This window comes from Caulobacter sp. 17J65-9 (assembly GCF_010975005.1).
Lineage (GTDB): Bacteria > Pseudomonadota > Alphaproteobacteria > Caulobacterales > Caulobacteraceae > 17J80-11.
The window spans coordinates 1-6,024 of the sequence record NZ_JAAIVC010000197.1; the positions used below are offsets into that span (position 1 = coordinate 1).

Genomic DNA, 6,024 nt, shown 5'->3' on the forward strand with positions numbered 1-6,024 from the left:
CCCGGCGGCCGCGGTCGAGAGCCCGGCGCCCGTCACGACGCCGGCGCCCGCCGCCGCCGGGCCGGACGCCCGGCTGCTGGGCCGCCTGCATGCGCTGATGGAGACCGAGCAGGTCCACCTCGACCCGGAGCTCGACTTCGCCGGCTTCGTCCGGCGCATGGAGGCGCCCGAGCCGGTGGTGCGCCGGCTGATCAACCAGCAGCTCGGCCACCGCCACTTCCGCAGCTTCCTGAACGCCTGGCGCGTCGAGGCGGCCAAGCGGGCCCTGCTCGACCCGGCCCTGGCCGACGAGAAGATCGCCTCGCTGGCCTTCGACTCCGGCTTCGCGTCGCTGGCCTCGTTCAACCGGGCCTTCAAGCTGGCGGAGGGCCTGTCGCCCAGCGACTACCGGGCGCGCGCCCTCGCCTCGCCCGAGACAGATCGGGTTTTGAGGAGCGATCCCGCCGGGATCTGAGGAGCCCCCGCGGCCGGCCCCGGCTACCGGTCGGGCATGACAACGCTCGCGCTCACACCCCCCGCTTCGACCGGCCGCCGCTGGCTGGTCGCTCTGGCCGCCCTGGCGGTCTTCATCCTGGTCGACACCATCGGCCTGATCCCCTTCCGCGCCGTCGCCGGCGACTGGACCGGACTGCCCCGCACCGCGGCCCTGGCCGTCGTCGGTTACGGCCTCAACCTCGTCCTGCCGCTGGCCCTGGCCGCGGTCCTGTTCGGCCCCAGGGCCGCGCCGGGCGCGCTGGGCCTGAACGGGTCGATCCTGACCGGCCTCGCCGTCGGCGTTGCGGGCACGGCCGTCATGCTGGCCGGCTTCGCCCTGACCGCGCCCTACACGCCGCCGGACGACGCGTTCAACGTCCTGATGCGCCGGGCCCTGCTGCCGGGGATTGCTGAGGAGATCCTCTACCGCGCCCTGCTGTTCGGCTTCCTGTTCCGCTTCGCCCGCTGGGGCTTCCTGCCGGCCGCCCTGGTCGGCGCGGCCTTCTTCGGCGCGGCGCACCTCTACCAGGGGGACACGCCGACGGCGGCGCTGGAGGCGTTCGTGATGACCGGGCTCGGGGCCGTCGTGTTCGCCTGGCTGTACGCCGAGTGGCGCTTCAACATCTGGGTCCCGATCGCCTTCCACGTGCTGATGAACGGCATGTGGGAGCTGTTCACCTTCGACGAGGCGGCCTTCAGCTCCGCGACGGCCAACGCTCTGCGCCTGGCCGTCATCGTCGTCTCGGTCGTGATCACCGTCGCCGCCGCGCGCCGGCGCGGAGGCCGTGTCGTGCGCGGCAAGGCGTGGCTGTGGGGCGGGCCCGCCGCCTAGCGGCCTCCCTTCAGTTTTGACATTTTTGTCAATTTATCCGACCCAAAAGAAAAGCCCGCCGCGGGGATACACGCGGCGGGCTTTTGCTCTCTGTGGAGCGGGCGTTTCCTCCCCGAAACGCCGGAGATCTCGTGCGGCTGCGCGCTCGTTGATCTCACGCTGAACACATAAAGCGGTCAAAAAACCGCCATGTCAATTGCCTGCTAAGGCTGTTTCTGCCTCATTCCGTATATGAACAGCGATTAGTTTGCCTTATTTGACAAAATCGTCAATTTTGGACAATCCGTCGCACGGTTTCGACCAGGTCGGCGCGGGCGACCGTCTGCTGTCCCGGACGGGATTCCCGCCATTCGCGGTTGTCGGCCAGGTTCGACGCCAGCTCGCGGCCGAGGTCGAGGTCCTTCACCGTCGCCGTTCCGGCCGCCAGCTCGTCGCCGCCGATGATCACCGCGGCCGGCGACATGCGCCGGTCGGCGTACTTCATCTGCGCCTTCATGCCCGAGGACCCGAGATAGACCTCGGCCGGGATGCCGGCGGCGCGCAGCTCGGCGGCGACGGAGAAGTACTCGGCCATGGCCGACTGGTCGAAGACGATCACGACCACCGGACCGCGCGCGTCGCGCTCCTGGCGGCCCTCCATCAGCGCAATGGCGCGCTGGGCGGCGACCAGGCGGCTGACGCCGAAGGACAGGCCGGTGGCCGGCACGCGCTGGCCGGTGAAGCGGGCGACCAGGTCGTCATAGCGGCCGCCGCCGGCGACCGAGCCGAAACGCACCCGCTCGCCGCGCTCGTCGACCGTGTCCAGCGTCAGCTCGGCCTCGAACACGGCGCCGGTGTAGTACTCCAGGCCGCGCACGACGGCCGGGTCGAACAGGGCGCGCTCCTCGGCCACGCCCATGCCCTTCAGCGCCGCGTCCATGCGGGCCAGCTCGGCCAGGCCCTCGGCCCCTTCGGCCGAGCCGCCGACCACCGGATCCAGCCGGTTCAGGGTCTCGGCCCGCGAGGCGCCGACGCCGGCCTGCACAAAGCTCAGCACCGCCTCGATGGCCTTGCCGCCCAGGCCCGCGCCCTTGGTGAAGTCGCCGGACTCGTCCAGTCGGCCCTTGCCCAGCAGGTCGCCCACGCCCTTCAGGCCCAGGCGGTCCAGCTTGTCGACGGCGCGCAGCACGATCAGGCGCTGCACCGGATCGTTGATCTCGGCCTGGCTCATCAGGCCGTTCAGCAGCTTGCGGCTGTTGATCTTCATCACCGCCGAGCCGGCCGGCAGGCCGGCGGCCTCCAGGCCCTCGACGCCCAGCGCCACGATCTCGGCGTCGGCCTCCGGACGGTCCGAGCCGACCGTGTCGGCGTCGCACTGCAGGAACTCGCGATAGCGACCCGGCCCCGGCTTCTCGTTGCGCCACACCGTGCCGAAGGCGTAGCGGCGGAACGGCTTGGGCAGGCCGTCCCAGTTCTGCGCCGCGAAGCGGGCCAGCGGCGCGGTCAGGTCGTAGCGCAGCGCCATCCACTGCTCGTCGTCGTCCTGCAGGGCGAACACGCCCTCGTTGGGACGGTCGCTGTCCGGCAGGAATTTACCGAGCGCGTCGGCGTATTCGAACGACGGGGTGTCCAGCGGCTCGAAGCCGTAGCGCTCATAGACCTTCGACACGGCGTCCAGGATGCGGCGCTCGGCGCGCAGGTCGCGCGCGCGGCGGTCCTGGAAGCCGCGGGGCGAACGGGCTTCGGGGCGGAAATCGATGGCTTCGTCGGAAGTCTCGGCGGTCATTGGGCGCTCGTCGTCGTTCGGGGAGGAAGTTCGACGGATGGCGCTTCGGCTCAAAGCCCCATCCGCTTTGGGCGGGGGCTCGGCCTTCGGGTCCGGCTTCTCTAAGCCGCGCGACCCCGGCCCGCGCCCTCCGCAGAGGTCGGGTGGTGGTGGTGCGCGTGATGGTGCGAGGCGCGGATCACGCCGGGGCTATAGCCCACCGACGCACGGACGGCTAGCCGCGCCCCCCGATCCTAGCGCTTAAGCCGCGCGATCAGGGCTGTGGTCGACGGATCGTGCGGCTGGGCCGGGCCGCCCTCCAGCTCGGGCAGGATGCGGCCGGCCATAACCTTGCCCAGCTCCACGCCCCACTGGTCGAAGCTGTTGATCCCCCAGATCACGCCCTCGACGAAGGTCTTGTGCTCGTACAGCGCGATCAGGGCGCCCAGACGCTCCGGGCTCAGACGATCCATCAGGATGATGGTCGAGGGCCGGTCGCCGGGGAACACCCGCTGGGGCGCCAGCACGTCGATCTCGGCGGCGCTCGCCCCCTTCGCCCGCAGCTCCTCGCGGACCTCGGCTTCGGTCCGTCCCACCATCAGCGCCTCGGCCTGGGCCAGGACGTTGGACAGCAGCTTGGCGTGCATGCCGGACGCGCCCTCGCTCGCCTCGGCCACGGCGATGAATTCGGAGGGCACCACGTCCGTGCCCTGATGGATCATCTGGAAATAGGCGTGCTGGACGTTGGAGCCCTCGTCGCCGAACACCACCGGCGCGGTGCCGTGGGCGACGGGACGGCCGTCCTTGCCGACCCGCTTGCCGTTCGACTCCATCTCCAGCTGCTGGAGGAAGGCGGCCAGCCGGCGCAGGCGGTGCGCGTAGGGCACCACCGAGCGGGCGCGCCGGTCCAGGCCGTCGCGGTTGTAGACTTGGGCCAGGGCCAGCAGGGCCGGGGCGTTGCGCTCCAGCGGCGTGGCGTGGAAGTGGGCGTCCATGGCGCGGCCGCCGTCCAGGAAGCCCTGGAAGGCGTCCCAGCCGAGCGCCACGGCCGCCGACAGGCTGACCGCCGACCACAGGGAGTAGCGGCCGCCGACCCAGTCCCAGAAGCCGAACACGCGGTCGGGCGCGATCCCGAAGGCGCCAGTCTTGTCCAGCGCGGTGGAGACGGCGGCCAGGTGCGCCTTGGCCCCCTCCTCGCCCAGCGATCCGCGCAGCCATTCGCGCGCGGCCTCGGCGTTGGCCAGGGTCTCCTGGGTGGTGAAGGTCTTGGAGACGACCACGACCAGGGTCTCGGCCGGGTCCAGGTCGGCGCTGACCAGGGCCAGCTCGGCGCCGTCGACGTTGGCGACGAAGCGCAGGTCGATCTGGGGCTTCAGCGGACGCAGCGCGTCCCACAGCAGGCGCGGCCCCAGGTCCGAGCCGCCGATGCCGATGTGCAGGATCGAGCGGAACGGCCGCCCCGTCGCGCCGCGGATCTCGCCGGAGCGCACGGCCTCGGTGAAGGCGCGCATGCGGTCCAGCACCTCCTGCACCGCCGGGCCGACCGCCTCGCCGCCGGCGCGGAAGCCGTCCTCGACCCGGGCGCGCAGCGCCGTGTGCAGGACCGAGCGGCCCTCGGAGGTGTTGATCGGCTCGCCGGCGAACATGCGGGCGCGGGCTTCCTCAACGCCGGCGGCGCGGGCCAGGTCCACCGCCGCGGCGAAACCGTCGGCCGACCAGGGCTGCTTGGACAGGTCCAGCGTCAGGCCGGCGGCCTCGACGCTCAGCCGCTCGAGCCGGTCAGGCTCCTGGCGGAACAGCTCGACGATAGGCGTGCGGGTGTCGGCCGCGCGCATCAGGCGGGCCCAGGCGTCGGGGAGGCTCATGAAGGCCATTCATGCACGCCGTTATCCGAGGCGCCAGTAGAAGCGCGGCGTTAAGGTGCCGGCGCTAAGGTTCCCGCGTCCGCCCGTTTTTCGGAGCCGCCCGATGTCCTGCGCCCTCGCCCTCGCCGCCGCCCTGGTCGCGACCAACCCCGCCTCCGCGGCGACCCCGGCGCCCCCGCCCGCCTCGCTGGCGACCGAGCCGCTCTACGCCGAGATCGTGGCCCGCGCCCAGGCCCTGCACGACGAGGTCGCCGCCTTCCGCGGCGCCGGCGTGAAGGGCGCGCCGAAGCCCTGGCCCGCCTTCGCCGAGGTGAAGCGCCAGGCCGCGGCCCTGTCCGAACTCGACATGACCGGCCATCGCGACCTGGCCGCGCGCGCGGTCGACGGCGACCTGAAGTGCATCCTGAAGGGGATCTCCCAGGACCTGCCGCGCAAGATCGAAGAACTGGAGGCGGCGACCACCGGCGCCGACCAGGACGCGGCCCTCTCGGACCTGATCTACCTGCTGGACGACAATTCGGGCGTGCTGCTGGCCCCGCTGAAGCCGCCGGTCTGACCTGTCAGGACGAGCCCAGCAGAGCGGCCGCCAGGGCGGTGAGGCCCAGCGCGAACAGCACGCCGGCGGCGCGACGGATACGCGGGCGGTAGGGCGACAACGGCGTCGAACGCACGACTCTGGGCTTGATCACGCGGCCCCCTCGAGCGCGTCGATCAGCGCCCCTTCAGTCAACAATTGCGGCAGCACCACGGGCTTCGCTTCGCCCGGGCGGTACAGCAGATACAGCGGCACGCCCGAGCGCCCCTGCTCGGCCAGGGCGGCGGCGATGACGTCGTCGCGCCGGGTCCAGTCGGCGACCATGTAGACCACGCCGGTGCGGGCGAAGGCGGCCTTCACCGGGCGGGCCTCCAGCACGCCCTCGTTGACCTTGCAGGTCACGCACCAGTCGGCGGTGAAGTTGACCAGCACCGGCCGGCCCTCGGCGCGAAGCTCGGCCAGGCGCGCGGGCGCGAACGGTTCGGACGGCGTGGCGGTCGCGGCCGCTTCGGCCGGCGTGGCGCTGGGCTCGGCGGCGGCGCCCCAGACGCCCAGGAAGACGGCGGCGGCGAAG

The 6,024-nt window shown here is 72.1% G+C and carries 7 protein-coding genes; 3 read left to right on the forward strand and 4 right to left on the reverse strand.

Translation table 11 applies throughout. From position 1 onward, the window contains the following. Positions 1–454, forward strand: a 454-nt coding sequence (locus G3573_RS19260) for a helix-turn-helix domain-containing protein (RefSeq protein WP_163263302.1), incomplete at its 5' end; no start/stop codon positions are given. A 36-nt stretch (positions 455–490) separates the two neighbouring features. Continuing rightward, positions 491–1,306, forward strand: coding sequence for a CPBP family intramembrane glutamic endopeptidase (locus tag G3573_RS19265; protein ID WP_163263303.1), 816 nt, complete (start codon positions 491–493; stop codon positions 1,304–1,306). Positions 1,307–1,574: 268 nt separating this feature from the next. Here G3573_RS19265 and hisS read toward each other — a convergent pair whose 3' ends face one another. Together hisS and pgi are read right to left on the reverse strand one after the other, a co-directional pair. Next, entirely contained in the window at positions 1,575–3,071 is a 1,497-nt protein-coding gene (gene hisS / locus G3573_RS19270; RefSeq protein ID WP_163263304.1) for a histidine--tRNA ligase, read from the reverse strand. A 233-nt stretch (positions 3,072–3,304) separates the two neighbouring features. Continuing rightward, entirely contained in the window at positions 3,305–4,915 is a 1,611-nt protein-coding gene (gene pgi / locus G3573_RS19275) for a glucose-6-phosphate isomerase (RefSeq protein ID WP_163263305.1), read from the reverse strand. 103 nt (positions 4,916–5,018) lie between these two features. Here pgi and G3573_RS19280 point away from each other — a divergent pair, with 103 nt between their 5' ends. Continuing rightward, positions 5,019–5,471 carry a hypothetical protein gene (locus G3573_RS19280; RefSeq protein WP_163263306.1) on the forward strand — a complete coding sequence of 151 codons (453 nt, stop codon included), beginning with the start codon at positions 5,019–5,021 and terminating at the stop codon, positions 5,469–5,471. Between the two features lie 4 nt (positions 5,472–5,475). Here G3573_RS19280 and G3573_RS22480 read toward each other — a convergent pair whose 3' ends face one another. Together G3573_RS22480 and G3573_RS19285 are read right to left on the reverse strand one after the other, a co-directional pair. After that, positions 5,476–5,604, reverse strand: coding sequence for a hypothetical protein (locus G3573_RS22480; RefSeq protein WP_255500601.1), 129 nt, complete (start codon positions 5,602–5,604; stop codon positions 5,476–5,478). Further along, positions 5,601–6,024, reverse strand: a 424-nt coding sequence (locus G3573_RS19285; protein WP_205598372.1) for a thioredoxin family protein, incomplete at its 5' end; no start/stop codon positions are given. The genes G3573_RS19285 and G3573_RS22480, both read right to left, overlap by 4 nt.